This is a genomic window from Pseudomonas sp. GW821-FHT07F01 (assembly GCF_059418825.1).
Window position 1 is genome coordinate 279904 of record NZ_JBWKQO010000008.1, and the last position, 16846, is coordinate 296749.

Sequence of the window (16846 nt, forward strand, 5' to 3'; positions counted from 1 at the left end):
GGCGCTTGCCTGTTATAGCCGATGACACTTCCAAGGCCGGCCATGAATTTGCATACAAAGGGTTTCACCTTGCTGGAATTGCTCGTCGCCCTGGCGATCGCGGCCCTTCTTCTGGGCCTGGTGGTGCCAGCCTATCGCACCACCGTGCAGCGAGTGCGTGCCGACACCGAGATCAATCAACTACGCCAGGCCCTGGCTTACGCACGGTTGGAAGCGATCAATCGCCGCCAGAGGGTCGGGATTCGCCCGGCTGCCAAGGACGCTCCCTGGAACGGCGAATTGATGGTGTATGCGGGGCAGGACCCCGGAGGCAATGTATTGCGGGTTGTTCCAGCCATCAGTCCGGGGGCCACCCTGACGCTAACCTCAGATGAGCACAGCATCGATTTCAATCGCCTCGGCGGCTTGGCGGCCAGTGATGCGCTGCACATCGTCTATGGACTGGACCAGCAGCGGCGGGTGATCAGTGTCTGTCTCAATGGGCGGGTGATAGCAGCGGAGAACTGCGGATGAACGTGCGGGATGCACAGGATGGCATGACCCTGATCGAGGTGCTGGTTGCGCTGTTGATACTGGCGGTGGGCCTGCTGGGTGCGGCGGCGGTGCAGATCAAGGCGCTGCAGTACACCGACAGCTCGCGGATGACCACCCAGGCCAGCTTTATCGCCTATGACATGCTCGACCGGATCCGCGCCAACGCCGCCGCCGACTACAGCGTGGCGATACCGGCAGAGGGCAACCCGGGCAATGTGCGGGATCAGGACCTGTACGACTTCGCCGCCAATATCGCGAGCTTCGCCGGCCCCAGCGGCAAGGGCAGCATCAGCGTCAAGCAGCATGTCTACACCATTCGCATCACCTGGGACGACTCCCGTGCCGAAGGCCGGGGGGGCAGCCTGCGTAGCCTGGAGCTCAGCAGCCGGGTTGCAGCGCAACCGGGAGGCTTGCCGTGAACCGGGCCGATAGTGGCTTCGGCCTGGTGGAGATGATGCTGGCACTGGCGTTGAGCCTGGTGCTGGTACTGGGGGTGGCCCAGGTATTCATTGCGGCGAAGAACACCTACCAGAGTCAGAGCGCTGCCGCCTACCTGCAGGAGGATGCTCGCTTTGTCCTGAGCAAGATGCTTCAGGAAATCCGCATGGTGGGGCTGTTCGGTTGCCTGCGGACCATCAGTGATGCCAGCACGGCACGGGAGTTCTCGCACTATGCGGCGACGCCGATCCAATGGGACAACGCCGAGCAGAAACTGACCCTGATCACCGCCGATGTCGGGGGCGATGGCGGCACGCCGACCTGGAGCCTGGTCAGCGACTGCCAGCACAGCGCCGTAGCCTATTCAGGCGCTCATCGAGGGGCCGGCGCTGAGCAGGTGTTCGCCCTGCGCCGGCTGTTCTACAGCCTGAAGAATCGCCAGTTGCTGCTGGGCAGCGGCCTTGGCAAGCAGCAAGCGGTGCTGCTGGACAACGTCGAAGCCTTTGATGTGAGTTTCGGCATGGCCCGTTCGGCCACCGACATTGCCGCCTCCAGCTACAGTCGCAACCCGTTGGACCCGGAACGGATCCGCAGTGTGCGCTTGCGCCTGACCCTGGTCGACCCCCATGACCGCGTGCGCCCGCAGACCTATAGCGTGGTCGCGGCCCTGCGCAACAGGTTGCCCTGATGACGCGCTTGCGAGGTCGGGTTCCTCTCGGGCAGCGGGGCATGGCGTTGCTGGTCAGCCTGGTGTTCCTGTTGCTGCTGACCCTGATCGGGCTCTCGTCGCTGCAGAACGCCACCCTGCAGGAAAAAATGGCCGCCAGCCTGGCTCTGCACAACCGCGCATTCCAGGCCGCCGAAGCCGCGCTGCGGGTGGGGGAGAGTGCGGTGCAGCAGGATGATTTTCGCTTGCCGGTATGTGCCAGCCCTGCTCAGTGTGCGCCTCCCGCCGAATCAGCGCTGGTCAAGGCTCCTGGAGTCAGTGCTGCTTCGGCGGTGCTGTGGATCGCTAGCGGCTCTGGCTTCTACGGGGTGCAGAACCTCGGTGTTTCACAGGATGCGGTGAATGTGCCGAGCAATACTCCGGCCACTTTGTATCGCGTGACCGCTGTCGGTCTGGCCGGGCAATCTCGCAGTGTGCTGGAGAGCATCTATGCCAAGTATTGATCGGGGCATGCGTCGGCCTGGCTGGCGAAGCCTGGGCGCGCTGCTGCTGAGCCTGTTGCCGGTACCTCTGGCCATGGCGTTCAACCCTGCCAGCACCCCGCTTCTTGGTGCCGCGGCGGTGGCGCCGAACGTGATGCTGGTGCTGGATGACTCCCTGGGCATGAACAGCATTGTCCATGCCCGGGAGTTCGATCCGCTGCTCGCCCGGGCTGCGGTCTGGCGCTGCGCCGGAGTGGGGGGCGAGTGTGCTCGGGGTGAGCGGCTTGCAGGCCAGGCGATTGCCTTGTCCAGCCTCGGCGAGTCGGGGTGCCGGGCAGGCTTTCACAGCTTCCATGATCCCGAGCGTGGGGTGCGCTGCCTGAAGCTGCCGGACCCGGTTGGGGCTGGAAATACGCTGTACTCCGCGGACTACCTGTCCTGGCTACTGGCGCAGGCCAAGGGACGGGAGCGAGACTTCACTGACGGTTCCATTCCCAACGACTACCGGATGAATGTGGCGCGGCGGCTGGCCACGGCCCTGGTGACCCGGTATCGCTGGCTGCGCCTGGGGTTGGCCACCTTCAACCCGCCGGCCCCGGGTGATCCGGGCCCTGGGGGTTACATTGCCCGTCCCATCAGTGACCTGTCGGCCATTGAAGGCGCTGTGAGCCCGGCCCAGGCCGAGGCCAATTACCAGGCCCTGCTGGCGACAATCAACGGCCTCAAGGCCGGCGGTCATACGCCGTTGGCGGAAACCTACTACGAGATCACCCGCTACCTGCGCGGCATGGTGCCGTACTACAACCTTTCACCGGCGCTCTACAGCAGCCCCATTCAATACCGTTGCCAGAAGAACTACGGAGTGGTGATCAGTGCCGGCGCGGCGGATCACGATACTCAGTTCCCGTTCAACGACCCTTTGGGGGCGGGGCGCCTGCCCAACTGGGACGGGATCGGCAACGATGGTGGCGAGCGCGATGGGCAGACTCTATTCCTCGATGACCTGGCCAAGTTCGCCTTCGATATCGACTTGCGTGGCCCAGGAGTGGATGAGGCCGGGAAAAGCTGGGCGGCGGTGGATTTCCCCCGTCAGTACCTGAATACCTTCACGGTGGGTTTCCAGGCCCACAATCCTCTGCTGATGGGCGCTGCGGACTACGGCCAGGGTGAGTATTTCCAGGCTCGCAGCAACCTTGAAGGCGTGCTGGCAAGCGTTCTGGGCGAAGGCGTAGCCAGTGCCGTGACTGCCGGCAGTGGTGTACTGGATGCCGCCAGTGGTCGTTATTACCAGAGCCAGTACGACCCGGTCGATTGGCATGGCACGATCCGCGCCTACGGCATCGACAATCAGGGCCGAGTGGCTGTCGGTTCGCCGTTGTGGAGCAGCGATAGTGACGTGGATGGTGCCGGCGCGGCGGTAATCCATGAGACCTGGAACACTGCCAGCCGGCGTCCGGTGAGCCTGGCCTACGGCAACTTGTCCACCGCTCAGCGTGGCGAACTTGAGCAGTCGTTGCATGCAGGTGTCAGTGGCGCCGAGTTACTGCGCTGGAGCCAGGGCCGCTCCGTGAGCGGGCTCAGGGAGCGCCGCTATCAGTTGGGAGATATCGTCAATTCGCCGCTGGTGCTGGCAACTGCCGGGCAGCGCAGTGCTGTCGATGGGGCTGCCGGGGGCGACTACAGCCGTTACCTGGCACAGAAAGCCACGGCCATGGCGACGCGCTTGTTGGTGAACAGCAATGACGGGTTGTTCAATGTGCTGGACCCGGCCAGCGGGGAGCGCCTCTATGGCTACATGCCCTCCAGCGCGTTGGGTGCCCTGGCGCAGGTCGCCGATCCCGGTTATCGGCGGGGCGAGCGCCATCGCTATCTGGTGGATGGTCCCCTGGCGGTGTTCGATGGGCAGCGGGGCGGTGCCTGGCAAACCCTGGCCCTGGGGGGCGTCGGGGCGGGCGGCAAGAGTTTCTTTGCGGTGCGTCTGTTCGACGCCGTGCACGGCAATACGCCTGGCGCCTTGTGGGAAATCGGCGCTCCTCCCGAGCCGGACCGCAATCATCCTTTCAATGACCTGGGGTATGCCTATGCCCGCCCACAGGTAGCGCGCTTGGCCGATGGTCGCTGGGCGGCCTTCATCGGCAATGGCTACGGCAGCCATTCCGGGGTGGCAGCGCTGTATGTGGTGGACCTGAATGATGGCTCGCTGATTCGCGAGATCGCCATTGACGACCAGCCTGACAATGGCCTGTCGTCCGTCACCCTCAAGGTCAATGCACGCAATGAAGTGCAGGCGGCCTATGCGGGCGACCTCAAGGGGCGACTGTGGAAATTCGAGCTGTCCGGCAACGATAGCGCCAGCTGGCATCTGGCATTTGCCGGGCAGCCCTTGTTCCGCACCGCGGGAGGCGCCAGCCAGCCGATCAGCGTACCGCCGCGCCTGCTCGATCATCCCCGTGGTGGCCAATTGGTGCTGTTCGGTACGGGCAAGCTCAACGAGACCCGGGACAAGCAAAGCCGGGCGCGCCAGGGATTCTATGGCGTGTGGGACGCCGAGGGCGGTCCTGGGGGCATTGGCGAAAGTCAGTTGCAGGTGCAGCACCTTGAGGCCGGGTTCAGCGCGGCGGCCGGCAGTTTCCTGCGCAGCACCCTCAACGAGGTGCGTTATCCGGCGCAGCGCGGCTGGTACCTGCCCCTGGTACAAGGTGGCCTGGCAGCCGGCGAGCGGGTGCTCAACGAGGCGACCCTGGTGGCCGGCAGGGTGGTGTTCAGCACCCTGCAACTGGAGCCCGACGACCCTTGTTCGAGTGCCGGCAGTGGGAAATTGATCGAGCTGGAGGCGTTCAGCGGTAAGATGTTCGACGCTGCGGTGCTCGACACCAATGGCGACGGGGTCGTGGATGACCAGGACCAGCCCTCCAGCGGCGTGCGCTACGTCGGCACCGTGCCCAGCCTCGGCGGAGTTGCCAGCAATGGCGCCCGCAAGATCATCAATGACTCCAGGGGTGGCATCAGCACCCTGGTGGAAAGGCCCGGCGGTGGCAGCCGGCGCATCCTGTGGCGACAAATCCAGTAAGCGAGATTCTTGACCATGCGCAGATCCAACCAAGGTTTTACCCTGATCGAAATCATGATCGTGATTGCGATCATCGGTCTGGTCCTTACCTTGAGCCTTCCCAGCATCACCGAATACGTGAAAAAACCGCACCGCAGTGAAATCGCGGTACTGCTTACCGAGCAGGCACAGCAGCTTGAACGGCATTTCTCCAAGGCTGGGGTCTACAGCAACGCCCCGGACCTGAGCGCCGGCAATGAGTACTACAGCATTGCCGCAACCCTGACCGACACCGGCTTCTCCCTGACCGCGAGCCCGAAGGACGATGGGCTGATGGCGGCGGACAAGTGCGGCAGTTTCAGCATCGACCAGACCGGCGCGACCCGCATCAGCGGCCAGGCCGAAGGGCTGACCGCCAAGGATTGCTGGGGGCGCTGAGCACCTGATTCGGGCCGCGGCGCCCACTGTCTTTCTCATGATTGGATCGGACTATGGCTAAGCAACAGCAAGTGCTGGTGGTGGGCGGCGGGGTGATCGGCCTGCTCACCGCCTTCAATCTGGCGTCCCAGGGCCAGCAGGTACGGCTTCTGGAACGTTCGGACCTGGGGCGTGAATCGTCCTGGGCCGGTGGTGGGATCGTCTCGCCGCTTTACCCCTGGCGCTACAACCCGGCGGTCACTGCCCTGGCGCACTGGTCGCAGGATTTCTACCCACAACTGGCCCAGCAACTGTTCAGTGCCACCGGTGTCGACCCGCAGGTACATGTCACCGGCCTCTACTGGCTGGACCTGGAGGATGAAGCCCAGGCCCTGGAGTGGGCCAAGCGTGAAGGCCGGCCGCTGAGTGCTGTGGATATCTCGGCGGTGCATGACGCGGTGCCGGTGCTGGGCAATGGTTATCAACAGGCGATCTACATGGCCGATGTGGCCAACGTGCGCAACCCGCGCCTGGTCAAATCCCTGAAGGCGGCGTTACAGGCGTTGCCTAATGTGCAAATCGATGAGCAATGCACCGTCAGTGGTTTTATCCGCGAAGGCCAGCAAGTGGTGGGGGTCGATAGCTCGCTGGGCGAGGTTCGTGCTGATCAGGTGGTGCTCTGCGCGGGGGCCTGGAGTGGCGAACTGCTGGGCAGCCTGGGCCTGGAACTGCCGGTGGAGCCGGTGAAGGGGCAGATGATCCTCTACAAGTGTGCTGCCGACTTTCTGTCCTGCATGGTCCTGGCCAAGGGGCGCTATGCCATCCCGCGGCGCGATGGCCACATTCTGGTGGGCAGCACCCTGGAGCATGAAGGTTTCGACAAGACCCCGACCGTTTCGGCCCTGGAGAGCCTCAAGGCCTCCGCGGTCGAGCTGATTCCCGCCCTCGCCGAGGCCGAGGTGGTCGGGCACTGGGCCGGGCTGCGCCCGGGCTCTCCGGAAGGCATTCCCTACATCGGGCCGGTTCCGGGCTTTGCAGGCCTGTGGCTCAACTGCGGGCACTACCGCAATGGCCTGGTGTTGGCGCCGGCCTCCTGCCAGCTGTTCTGCGACCTGCTGCTGGGGAACCCGCCGATCATCGACCCGGCGCCTTATGCGCCTGAAGGTCGGATCTAGTCCAGTCCGAGCTTCTTCATGCGGTAACGCATCGAACGAAACGACAGGCTCAGCCGCCGGGCCGCCGCCGTGCGGTTCCAGCGGGTTTCCTCCAGGGCCTGGAGCAGCAGCTGGCGCTCCACCTGTTGCAGGTGCAGCGCCAGGTCTAGCTGGGTGGCCGCCGCCGATGATCGGGCTTCTAGGCTGTCGGCTCTGGGCAACTGCAGGTCGTCTGTTTCTATCCAGCGTCCTTCGCATAGGGTCTGCGCCCGTTCCAGCAGGTTTTCCAGCTCTCGCACGTTGCCCGGAAAGTCATAGCGCTCCAGGGCTTGCAGGGCTTCGGGACGTAGCTGGACGGCAGGCTGGCCGCTGTCCCTGGCCAGGCGCTGCAGGACGTGCCCGGCCAGTGCGGGGATGTCGCCACGGCGCTCGCGCAACGCCGGGACTCGCAACTCGATGACGTTCAGGCGGTAGTAGAGGTCCTGGCGAAAGCGTCCGGTCTCTACCTCGTTTTTCAGGTCCTTGTGGGTGGCACAGAGAATCCGCACGTCGACGGTTTTTTCCTGTTGGCTGCCTACAGGGCGCACGGATTTTTCCTGCAAGGCTCGCAGCAGTTTTACTTGCATGGCCAGGGGCAGGTCGGCGACCTCATCAAGAAACAGGGTGCCGCCGTGGGCGGCCAGAAATAACCCGGGCTGATCGCTGACGGCGCCACTGAAGCTGCCTTTGCAATGGCCGAAGAGTTCACTCTCCATCAATTCGGACGGAATCGCCCCGCAGTTGACCGGGACGAACGGGTATCGGGCCCTGGGGCCAAGCTGGTGGAGCAGACGGGCGACCCGTTCCTTGCCACTGCCGGATTCACCGCTGATATAGACCGCCGCCAGGCTGTGGGCCAGCTTGTCGATGTGGCGACGCAGGGCATTCATGGGCGCCGAGTCTCCCAGCAATTGCCGGGCTGGGTCCTCCGTTGCGCAGTCCGTGGCCTGCTTCAGGCTGGCACCTACCCAAGCGCGCAGTTGCTTGAGGTCCAGAGGCTTGTGCAGCAACTGGCAGGCTCCGGCCTGCAGGGCGCCCGCGCTGGCCTGTGCACAGGCGCCGTTGCTTAGCAGCGCCACAGGAAGGTTGGGGTGGGACTGGCGGATGTGCCGCAGCAGCTCCAGCCCGCTGCCGTCCGGTAGCTGCAGGTCGGTCAGGCACAGGTCAAAGCGCTCCCGGGCCAGGCGGCCACGGGCTTCCTGCAGGGTGCGCGCACTTTGGGTGTGCAAGCGCATTCGGCCCAGAGTGATCTCCACAAGGGCGCGGGTTTCCGTGGCGTCATCGACCACCAGCACCGATTGCCGTGGGTTCATGGCGGCTGCAGTTTTCATCCGTGAGTGAGGAGCGGGCAACAGTGCTCGCCCGATGGGCGTGAACTCAAGTCTAGGCCCGACGGGGTAGCGGCGCAGGGGATGGGCCACTGGTCATCCTGCCGGGCGTCCTGAAGGTGCGCGTCGTCGGGACGTTGTGGTGCCCGTGGATGGGGGGCTACAGCGCTCTGCCCGAGAGCGAAACGGCGAGTGGGCGCCAACAGGCTATTTTGTCGCCAATTGTTCGGCCGGGGTTGGCACTTGGGCCTTCTCGTTCCTGAGTAGAGGTTCGAAGCTTGGGAGAGGCGAGGGAGGAAGGGGGCGACGAGCCGGTTCATGCGCTGACCAAGGCCTGGAATAGTCCGTGTCAGACGCCATTTTTCGCCCCCGAGTTCCTTGCCTCGGGTATCCGCAGTGGGCCTGGGGGCTCAGCGGTCCTGGTTTCCCGGCCCTTGTTGCAGGTGTGCCTGGCTGCAGTACCACTGTTGCGACTGGCTCAGGGCCCGGTCCTGGGGCAGGTGCACGCCGCAATGGGCGCAACGCACCATGGGCGTAGTGGCCGGTTCATTGGGGGAGCGAGGGGCGGCGACAGGACGCTTGAACTTGCGCCAGAACCATACCGCGGCGGCAATCAGAGCGATCCAGAACAGTAGACGAACCATGGCAACCAGCTTTTTGAAGGGGGAGGGGGCAGTTTAGCCAAGCGCCCGTCGGGCGCACAGGCCCATCAGTGTGCGGGCATAAAAAAGGGAGACTTCAAGTCTCCCTTTCCGGCCTGCGGGGTGATCAGTCGAACACGCCGAAGGTCATGTAGCTGAACCAGGAACGGTCGCTATTGTTGTTGCCGGCAGCCTCGTGCTCTTCTTCCTCGACCACGTCGCCGTTGCTGTCTTTAGGCTTGAGCTCGGACGGAATGGCGTCCTTGGCATCCTGGTACTGCTTCATCACGTCCTGGTTGGCGCGGGTTTCTCCCGGCGGCAGCGGTGGACGGGACTCGATCAGGCCCAGGGTGGCCTTGCTCAGCCAGGAACGGTTGTCGGCTTCAGCCACGCGTGGCACGAACTGACCGTCCACCAGGCTTGGGTGGTTGGGGTAGTTGAGCCTGAGAGTTTCCAGGCTGGTGGCAGCCAGTTCGTCCAGGTGCAGGCGCTGGTAGGCCTCGGTCATCACCGCCAGGCCGTCGCCGACCGATGGGGTTTCCTGGAAGTTCTCCACTACGTAGCGGCCACGGTTGGCGGCGGCGACATAGGCCTGGCGGGTCAGGTAATAGTCGGCTACGTGGATCTCGTAGGCAGCCAGCAGGTTGCGCAGGTAGATCATGCGCTGCTTGGCGTCCGGCGCGTAGCGGCTGTTGGGGAAGCGGCTGGTCAGCTGGGCGAACTCGTTGTAGGAGTCGCGGGCGGCACCCGGGTCACGCTTGGTCATGTCCAGCGGCAGGAAGCGCGCCAGCAGGCCGACGTCCTGGTCGAACGAGGTCAGGCCCTTGAGGTAGTAGGCGTAGTCCACGTTCGGATGCTGGGGGTGCAGGCGAATGAAGCGCTCGGCGGCGGACTTGGCGGCCTCCGGCTCGGCATTCTTGTAGTTGGCGTAGATCAGCTCGAGCTGTGCCTGATCGGCGTAGCGACCAAAGGGATAGCGCGATTCCAGGGCCTTGAGCTTGGCAGTGGCGCTGGTATAGCTGTGGTTGTCCAGGTCGGTCTGCGCCTGCTGGTACAACTCGACTTCGCTCAGGTTTTCGTCAACGACTTCCTTCGATGAGCAAGCAGCGGTCAGTGCGAGGATGGCGATCAGCAGCAGGTGTTTCACTTGCATGGCGGCTTGCGTCCCTATGACGGCCGCTGTCTTGGGCGGGGCCGTCCTGTTATGATGAGCGCCCCGTTGAAAGCCTCGGGGCAAAAGACGCCGTATTTAACCACAAGCGCGCAGCCGAAACCAAAGGCTGTGCCGACGCCCAGTCCGAGCATGTCCGATAAAATTGAACTTCGCGCAGAGGTGCCGTCCGAACTGGGCGGTCAACGCCTCGATCAAGTCGCCGCCCAACTATTCGCTGAGCATTCGCGCTCGCGCCTTTCCGCCTGGATCAAGGACGGCCGCCTGACTGTGGACGGAGCGGTCATCCGCCCGCGGGACATCGTGCACGGCGGCTCCATTCTTGAGCTGACTGCCGAGCAGGAGGCCCAGGGCGAGTGGATCGCCCAGGATATCGAGCTGGATATCGTCTATGAAGATGACGACATCCTGGTGATCAACAAGCCTGCGGGCCTGGTGGTGCACCCGGCTGCCGGCCATGCCGACGGCACCCTGCTCAATGCCCTGCTGCATCACATCCCGGACATTATCAATGTGCCGCGGGCCGGTATCGTCCACCGCCTGGACAAGGACACCACAGGACTGATGGTGGTGGCCAAGACCATCCAGGCGCAGACCCAACTGGTGGCCCAGCTGCAAAGCCGCAGTGTCAGCCGCATCTATGAATGCATCGTGATCGGCGTGGTAACCGCCGGGGGCAAGATCAACGCTCCGATCGGCCGTCATGGCCAGCAGCGCCAGCGCATGGCGGTGATGGAAGGCGGCAAGCAGGCCGTCAGCCACTACCGGGTCCTGGAACGTTTCCGTTCCCACACCCATGTGCGGGTCAAGCTGGAAACCGGTCGTACCCACCAGATCCGGGTGCACATGGCCCACATCAACTTCCCGCTGGTGGGGGATCCAGCCTACGGCGGCCGCTTCCGCATTCCGCCGGCGGCGAGCCAGACCATGGTCGACTCGCTGAAGAACTTCCCGCGCCAGGCCCTGCATGCACGCTTCCTGGAGCTGGATCATCCGACCACCGGTATCCGCATGAGCTGGGAATCGCCGCTGCCGGACGATTTCGTCTGGCTGCTGTCGCTGCTCAAGCAGGACCGTGAGGCGTTCATCGGATGAATGACTGGCTGATTCCCGACTGGCCCGCGCCGGCCGGAGTCAAAGCCTGTACTACCACCTGCGCTGGCGGCGTCAGCCTGACGCCGTTCGACAGCCTCAACCTGGGCGACCATGTCGACGATCAGCCGCAAGCAGTGGCCGAGAATCGCCGTCGCCTGAGCGAACACTTCGGCATCGCCCCGGCCTGGCTGCAACAGGTGCACGGGGTGGCCGTGGCCCACGCCGACCCCTCCATGGTCGCGACCGCGGACGCCAGTTGGTCCGCCACCCCGGGCGTTGCCTGTGCGGTGATGACGGCCGACTGCCTGCCGGCACTGTTCTGCAACCGTGCCGGAACCCGAGTCGCCGCGGCCCATGCCGGCTGGCGCGGGTTGGCGGCGGGAGTGCTGGAAGCCACCCTCGACAGCCTGCATACGCCCTGCGCCGAGGTGCTGGTGTGGCTGGGGCCGGCCATTGGCCCGCAGCGCTTTGAAGTGGGGCCCGAGGTGCGTGAAGCCTTCGTCGTCCAGTTGCCGGCAGCCGAGCAGGCCTTTGTGCCGAGCGCCAATGCCGGGCGCTTCATGGCCGATATCTATCAGCTGGCGCGCCTGCGACTGGCTGCCTGTGGTGTGACTGCCGTGTACGGTGGCGGCTACTGCACCGTCAGCGATCCCCGCTTCTTTTCCTACCGGCGCAGCCCGCGCACCGGGCGTTTTGCCTCCCTTATCTGGCTTGAGCGCTAGACTAATCTGACTTGTGTCAAGCTGCTGACGCTTGAATCTCCCAGAATCGACCGCATCTAGTGAAACATCTGGCAGGTTTCTCTATTTAGGTGTGTCCATCGCTCCGGCCTGCTCAAAAGGAAGGTGACTAATGCGTATAGACCGATTAACCAGCAAATTGCAGCTGGCCTTATCCGATTCTCAATCTCTGGCGGTTGGCCTCGATCATCCGGCCATTGAACCGGCGCACCTGATGCAGGCGCTGCTGGAACAGCAGGGCGGCTCGATCAAGCCTCTGCTGATGCAGGTGGGTTTCGACGTCAACAGCCTGCGCAAGGAACTGAGCAAAGAGCTCGACCAGCTGCCGAAAATCCAGAACCCCACTGGCGACGTCAACATGTCCCAGGATCTGGCGCGCCTGCTCAACCAGGCCGACCGCCTGGCGCAGCAGAAAGGCGACCAGTTCATCTCCAGCGAGCTGGTGCTGCTGGCCGCCATGGATGAGAACAGCAAACTCGGCAAATTGTTGCTGGGCCAGGGCGTGAGCAAGAAAGCCCTGGAGAACGCCATCAACAACCTGCGTGGCGGTGAGGCGGTGAATGACGCCAACGTCGAAGAGTCGCGCCAGGCCCTGGACAAGTACACCGTCGACCTGACCAAGCGCGCCGAAGACGGCAAGCTTGATCCGGTAATCGGCCGTGACGACGAAATTCGCCGGACCATCCAGGTGCTGCAACGCCGGACCAAGAACAACCCGGTGCTGATTGGTGAACCAGGCGTGGGTAAGACCGCCATCGCCGAAGGCCTGGCCCAGCGGATCATCAACGGCGAAGTGCCCGATGGCCTCAAAGGCAAGCGCTTGCTGTCCCTGGACATGGGCGCCTTGATCGCCGGTGCCAAATACCGTGGCGAGTTCGAAGAACGCCTGAAGTCTTTGCTTAATGAACTGTCGAAGCAGGAAGGGCAGATCATCCTGTTCATCGATGAGCTGCACACCATGGTCGGCGCTGGTAAAGGCGAAGGCTCGATGGATGCGGGCAATATGCTCAAGCCGGCCCTGGCCCGTGGCGAGCTGCACTGCGTGGGCGCCACCACGCTCAACGAATACCGCCAATATATAGAGAAGGACGCAGCCCTCGAGCGGCGCTTCCAGAAAGTGTTGGTGGATGAGCCGAGCGAGGAAGACACCATTGCTATCCTGCGCGGCCTGAAAGAGCGTTATGAGGTGCACCACAAGGTGGCGATCACCGACGGCGCGATCATTGCCGCGGCCAAGCTCAGCCATCGTTACATCACTGACCGGCAACTGCCGGACAAGGCCATCGACCTGATCGACGAGGCCGCCAGCCGCATCCGCATGGAGATCGACTCCAAGCCGGAAGTGCTGGACCGTCTGGAGCGGCGCCTGATTCAGCTCAAGGTTGAATCCCAGGCCCTGAAGAAAGAAGACGACGAGGCCGCGATCAAGCGCCTGGAAAAACTCCAGGAAGAGATTGTCCGCCTGGAGCGTGAATACGCTGACCTGGAAGAAGTCTGGACCTCGGAGAAAGCCGAAGTGCAGGGTTCTGCGCAGATCCAGCAGAAGATCGAGCAGTCGCGCCAGGAACTGGAAGCGGCGCGTCGTAAAGGCGATCTCAATCGCATGGCCGAGCTGCAGTACGGGGTGATTCCGGACCTGGAGCGCAGCCTGCAGATGGTCGACCAGCACGGCCACAGCGAGAACCAGTTGCTGCGCAGCAAGGTTACCGAGGAAGAGATTGCCGAAGTGGTGTCCAAGTGGACCGGCATTCCAGTGTCGAAAATGCTTGAAGGCGAGCGCGACAAGCTGCTGAAGATGGAAAGCCTGCTGCACGAGCGGGTGATTGGCCAGAACGAAGCCGTGGTGGCGGTGGCCAACGCTGTGCGCCGTTCCCGAGCCGGGTTGTCCGACCCGAACCGGCCCAGCGGTTCGTTCATGTTCCTTGGCCCGACCGGCGTGGGTAAGACCGAGCTGTGCAAGGCCCTGGCGGAATTCCTCTTCGATACCGAAGAGGCCATGGTGCGGATCGACATGTCCGAGTTCATGGAGAAACATTCCGTGGCTCGCCTGATCGGTGCGCCACCAGGCTATGTCGGTTATGAAGAGGGCGGTTACCTGACCGAAGCCGTGCGTCGCAAGCCGTACTCGGTGATTCTGCTGGACGAAGTCGAGAAGGCGCACCCGGATGTGTTCAACATCCTGCTGCAGGTCCTGGAAGATGGCCGTCTGACGGACAGCCACGGGCGTACCGTGGATTTCCGCAATACGGTGATCGTCATGACCTCCAACCTGGGCTCGGCGCAGATTCAGGAACTGGTAGGGGATCGCGAGGCACAACGTGCGGCGGTGATGGACGCGGTGTCCACCCACTTCCGGCCGGAGTTCATCAACCGGGTCGACGAAGTGGTGATCTTCGAGCCTCTGGCACGGGATCAGATCGCCGGCATCACGCAGATCCAGTTGGGTCGCCTGCGCAGTCGCCTGGCGGAGCGCGAGCTGAGCCTGGAACTGAGCGACGAGGCCTTGGACAAGCTGATCGCTGTGGGTTACGACCCGGTGTATGGCGCACGGCCGCTGAAACGGGCCATCCAGCGCTGGATCGAGAACCCGTTGGCGCAGTTGATCCTCTCCGGCGGTTTCCTGCCGGGAGCCACGGTTACCGCCTCGGTGCAGGACGACGAAATCGTCTTCGCCTGATCACTGATCGGTGGGTTTATAGAGGAGGCCTCGCATTGCGAGGCCTTTTTTTCACTAGGGCGTTGAACTGTAAGGAAAAGGCTTGTAAAGTGCGCCCCGCAGTCAGTCACCCCCGAGGTTTTTTCTGATCAAGAAGAAACCGGCAATGAAGTCGCAAATCATTGTCTTAAAAGCAATTTAAGGGGTTGACAGGGGTTTTTAAGATTGTAAAATAGCGCGCCTCAGAGACATGAACGTAGCGATACGAACAAGTCGAAGAGGATGAAGTAAAAAGTTGTAACTTGAAATATGTAGTTCCGTGATAGCTCAGTCGGTAGAGCAAATGACTGTTAATCATTGGGTCCCAGGTTCGAGTCCTGGTCACGGAGCCAATTTCAAACCGGGGTATAGCGCAGTCCGGTAGCGCGCCTGCTTTGGGAGCAGGATGTCAGGAGTTCGAATCCCCTTACCCCGACCATTTTTGGGTCGTTAGCTCAGTTGGTAGAGCAGTTGGCTTTTAACCAATTGGTCGTAGGTTCGAATCCCACACGACCCACCATTTTTGAAACCAGTTAGCGCTGGAATCGAATCTTAAGAACAGAGGCCAAAAGCGCTGTTCGAAGAAGGCGCCTCTAGAAGGTGCCTTTTTTTTACCGGGGTATAGCGCAGTCCGGTAGCGCGCCTGCTTTGGGAGCAGGATGTCAGGAGTTCGAATCCCCTTACCCCGACCATATTCACGAAAAAGGGCACCTCAATGAGGTGCCCTTTTTCGTATGCCCGTGGAAAAGTTCGCAGGCCCGCGGGCGTCGAGCCTGGGTAGGGTACCTACAGCCCTTGATGCCTCGATTGTGCTTGTGCTGAATGTTCTCCGTCACTGTATTTGGCTGATGACTCGAGTCATGGTTGAAGCGGCGAGCCTTCTCTGTGGGGGAGGGCGTTTTCCAGGCAGTTGAGTCAACTGCCAATGATGTTGTACCGCGGTCCGTACGGCAGCCCGGTGATATTGCACGCACCGTGCTCGTCGACGATCAGGATGTCGTGTTCCCGATAACCGCCGGCACCGGGCAGGCCTTCGGGCAGCCTGATCATCGGTTCGATGGACACCACCATGCCGGGCTCAAGAATGGTCTCCACATCCTCACGAAACTCCAGCCCGGTCTCGCGCCCATAGTAGTGGTTGAGGATGCCGAACGAATGGCCATAGCCGAAGGTACGGTATTGCAGCAGGTCGTGTTCCAGGTAGAGGGCGTTCAGTTGTCGAGCGATATCGCTGCAGCGTGCGCCGGGCTTGACCAGTTGCAGCCCGGCTTCATGCACCTGGACGTTGATCTCCCACAATCGCAGGCAGGCGTCGGGGCAATGGCCGAGGAACAGCGTGCGCTCCAGGGCGGTGTAGTAGCCGGCGATCATCGGGAAGCAGTTGAGGCTCAGCACTTCTCCTGGGCTGACCCGTCTCGAGGTCAGTGGATTGTGGGCGCCATCGGTATTGAGCCCGGACTGAAACCAGGTCCAGGTATCCATCAGTTCGGCCCCCGGAAACGCCTCGGCAATCGCCCGCACCATGGCCTGGGTGGCGTGTCCGGCCACTTCGTATTCCGGTACCTGGTCGTGCAGGGCTTCGATGGCGGCGGCCCCGCCGATGTCTGCAATCCGCGCCCCCTGGCGGATCAGCGCTTGCTCTTCGGCGGACTTGAGCATGCGCAGGTTCATGCAGGGCGTGGCGATGTCCAGTAACTGTGCCTGGGGATAGAGCTCGGCAAAGGCCCGGTGATTGGGCAGGGTCAGATGATCGAACTCCAGCCCCAGGCGCGAAGCGCGGGGCAGGGCCTGCTTGACCGCGACGAAGAAATTGCCCCGCTGCCAGTCGGTGTAGATCACCTGGGCATCGCAGGTCGCCCGCCGCCCCGGTTGGCCGCCGTCGATATTGGCGCTGATCAGCACGCTGTGGTCCTGGGTCACCACGAGGGCGTACTGGCGGCCGAAGGAGCAATACAGGAAGCCGGCGTAGTAGTTGATGTTGTGGTACGAGGTGAACAGCGCGGCGTCAATGTCCTGTTGCGCCATGTAGGCCCGCAGGGCGCCCAGGCGTCGAGCGTATTCTTTGGGGGAGAAGGTGGCAGGGGCTTTGTCACCGTTGTGCAACTCAAGCGTCTGGGGCATCTGCATGGCCTGGGTCCTTGTCTGCTATGAGCGATGCATGGCGCCACACGGGGTGGGCCGTGACACTGCATTGCAGCAGATAGGGCGGGGGCAGGCATGTGCGGTACCGACCTTGAGCTGGTTGTCAGCGCTGTTTTGCGGGTCATGGCCATGGGCGCCGATGACGCTGGGGCAAGCGCTGGTTGTGCCGCAAACCTGGTATTTCTTATAGGTTTTGCCTGGCCCGTTGCTGCCGGGCGTGGCATTCTGGCCCTTCGCTGTTAAGGATCAACAGT

At 62.9% G+C, this 16846-nt stretch carries 14 protein-coding genes and 4 tRNA genes; 14 read left to right on the forward strand and 4 right to left on the reverse strand.

The window, feature by feature from the left end:
• Positions 1-42 precede the first annotated feature (42 nt).
• The 7 genes from AC07R1_RS28270 to thiO are packed head-to-tail and all read left to right on the forward strand — an operon-like array spanning position 43 to position 6762.
• The gene (locus AC07R1_RS28270) at positions 43-513 is read left to right on the forward strand and encodes a GspH/FimT family pseudopilin (RefSeq protein WP_495111160.1); all 471 of its coding nucleotides are present in this window, start codon (positions 43-45) and stop codon (positions 511-513) included.
• Positions 510-953, forward strand: a complete 444-nt coding sequence (gene pilV, locus AC07R1_RS28275; protein ID WP_072444995.1) for a type IV pilus modification protein PilV — start codon at positions 510-512, stop codon at positions 951-953. The genes AC07R1_RS28270 and pilV overlap by 4 nt, the downstream gene beginning before the upstream one ends.
• A complete protein-coding gene (locus tag AC07R1_RS28280; protein WP_183001037.1) occupies positions 950-1660 on the forward strand; it encodes a PilW family protein in 711 nt (236 codons plus the stop codon). Before pilV ends, AC07R1_RS28280 begins: the two co-directional genes overlap by 4 nt.
• Positions 1660-2142 carry a pilus assembly PilX family protein gene (locus AC07R1_RS28285; RefSeq protein WP_368994209.1) on the forward strand — a complete coding sequence of 161 codons (483 nt, stop codon included), beginning with the start codon at positions 1660-1662 and terminating at the stop codon, positions 2140-2142. Before AC07R1_RS28280 ends, AC07R1_RS28285 begins: the two co-directional genes overlap by 1 nt.
• Positions 2129-5191, forward strand: coding sequence for a pilus assembly protein (locus AC07R1_RS28290; RefSeq protein WP_495111161.1), 3063 nt, complete (start codon positions 2129-2131; stop codon positions 5189-5191). The genes AC07R1_RS28285 and AC07R1_RS28290 overlap by 14 nt, the downstream gene beginning before the upstream one ends.
• Positions 5192-5206: 15 nt before the next feature.
• The gene (locus AC07R1_RS28295; protein WP_065363661.1) at positions 5207-5608 is read left to right on the forward strand and encodes a type IV pilin protein; all 402 of its coding nucleotides are present in this window, start codon (positions 5207-5209) and stop codon (positions 5606-5608) included.
• Between the two features lie 53 nt (positions 5609-5661).
• Positions 5662-6762 (forward strand): glycine oxidase ThiO, encoded by a 1101-nt coding sequence (gene thiO, locus AC07R1_RS28300; protein ID WP_410036958.1) that lies wholly within the window; start codon positions 5662-5664, stop codon positions 6760-6762.
• Here the strand turns inward: thiO and AC07R1_RS28305 are convergent.
• The 3 genes from AC07R1_RS28305 to AC07R1_RS28315 all read right to left on the reverse strand — a co-directional run bounded on the left by AC07R1_RS28305 (position 6759) and on the right by AC07R1_RS28315 (position 9902).
• On the reverse strand, positions 6759-8093 hold the full coding sequence (locus AC07R1_RS28305) for a sigma-54-dependent transcriptional regulator (protein ID WP_125063599.1): 1335 nt from the start codon (positions 8091-8093) through the stop codon (positions 6759-6761). The genes thiO and AC07R1_RS28305 overlap by 4 nt on opposite strands.
• 425 nt (positions 8094-8518) lie before the next feature.
• Complete coding sequence (locus AC07R1_RS28310; RefSeq protein ID WP_015637081.1) at positions 8519-8752, reverse strand: PP0621 family protein; 234 nt, start codon at positions 8750-8752, stop codon at positions 8519-8521.
• Positions 8753-8876: 124 nt separating this feature from the next.
• Positions 8877-9902: an outer membrane protein assembly factor BamD gene (locus AC07R1_RS28315; RefSeq protein ID WP_401403535.1), complete on the reverse strand. Its 1026-nt coding sequence runs from the start codon at positions 9900-9902 to the stop codon at positions 8877-8879.
• A gap of 150 nt (positions 9903-10052) precedes the next feature.
• Here AC07R1_RS28315 and rluD point away from each other — a divergent pair, with 150 nt between their 5' ends.
• The 7 genes from rluD to AC07R1_RS28350 all read left to right on the forward strand — a co-directional run bounded on the left by rluD (position 10053) and on the right by AC07R1_RS28350 (position 15142).
• Positions 10053-11015, forward strand: coding sequence for a 23S rRNA pseudouridine(1911/1915/1917) synthase RluD (gene rluD, locus AC07R1_RS28320; RefSeq protein ID WP_011063535.1), 963 nt, complete (start codon positions 10053-10055; stop codon positions 11013-11015).
• Entirely contained in the window at positions 11012-11737 is a 726-nt protein-coding gene (pgeF, locus tag AC07R1_RS28325) for a peptidoglycan editing factor PgeF (RefSeq protein ID WP_495111162.1), read from the forward strand. Before rluD ends, pgeF begins: the two co-directional genes overlap by 4 nt.
• A gap of 130 nt (positions 11738-11867) precedes the next feature.
• Positions 11868-14432, forward strand: a complete 2565-nt coding sequence (clpB, locus tag AC07R1_RS28330) for an ATP-dependent chaperone ClpB (protein WP_011063533.1) — start codon at positions 11868-11870, stop codon at positions 14430-14432.
• A 295-nt stretch (positions 14433-14727) separates the two neighbouring features.
• A tRNA-Asn gene (locus tag AC07R1_RS28335) sits at positions 14728-14803 on the forward strand.
• A 9-nt stretch (positions 14804-14812) separates the two neighbouring features.
• Positions 14813-14889 (forward strand) — tRNA-Pro (locus AC07R1_RS28340).
• 5 nt (positions 14890-14894) lie between these two features.
• Positions 14895-14970, forward strand: a tRNA-Lys gene (locus AC07R1_RS28345).
• 95 nt (positions 14971-15065) lie between these two features.
• Positions 15066-15142 (forward strand) — tRNA-Pro (locus tag AC07R1_RS28350).
• A gap of 223 nt (positions 15143-15365) precedes the next feature.
• Here the strand turns inward: AC07R1_RS28350 and AC07R1_RS28355 are convergent.
• A complete protein-coding gene (locus AC07R1_RS28355) occupies positions 15366-16577 on the reverse strand; it encodes an aminopeptidase P family protein (protein ID WP_495111163.1) in 1212 nt (403 codons plus the stop codon).
• Positions 16578-16846 lie beyond the last annotated feature (269 nt).